We start from the raw sequence: 492 nt of genomic DNA, 5'->3' as shown, positions 1-492 counted from the left end.
CGATCAGCGTTGCGGTCGGCAAGACGGCGACGGTGGATGCCGAGGCGCTGGCCGATGGCACGCTGCTGACGACCTCCGGTGAGGGTGGCGTCACGATCAGCAACCTGATCGGTGACCTGGCGAACACCGCGATCGGCGCGGTGTCGGTGACGCTGGACGATGATGGTTCGGCAGGCCCGGTCAGCACGACGATCACCTCGTCGCAGGCGATCACGGTGGACAACGGCTCGCTGGCCGATGGCGACACGATCGTGCTGCTGGGGGCGGGTGCCTTCACGGTGACGGACCTTGCGGCGGACCTGGATGCGTCCGTCGCGACGGGGACGGTGTCGGCGGCAGTGGTCGACAATGTGTCGATCACGACCGGCTCTGCGGCGACGACGATCAGCGTTGCGGTCGGCAAGACGGCGACGGTGGATGCCGAGGCGCTGGCCGATGGCACGCTGCTGACGACCTCCGGTGAGGGTGGCGTCACGATCAGCAACCTGATCG

The 492-nt window shown here is 68.1% G+C and carries 1 protein-coding gene; it reads left to right on the top strand.

Features of this window, described 5'->3' with window-relative positions:
- The coding region (locus tag ACLD7X_RS18565) for a hypothetical protein (RefSeq protein WP_411425155.1) at positions 1–492 on the top strand (492 nt) is incomplete at both ends.

It is taken from the genome of Aphanothece microscopica RSMan92, from assembly GCF_046613545.2.
In the GTDB taxonomy this organism is placed as follows: domain Bacteria; phylum Cyanobacteriota; class Cyanobacteriia; order PCC-6307; family Cyanobiaceae; genus NIES-981.
The sequence above is the reverse complement of the archived record's forward strand: the minus strand, read 5'-3'. Positions and strand labels throughout refer to the sequence as shown.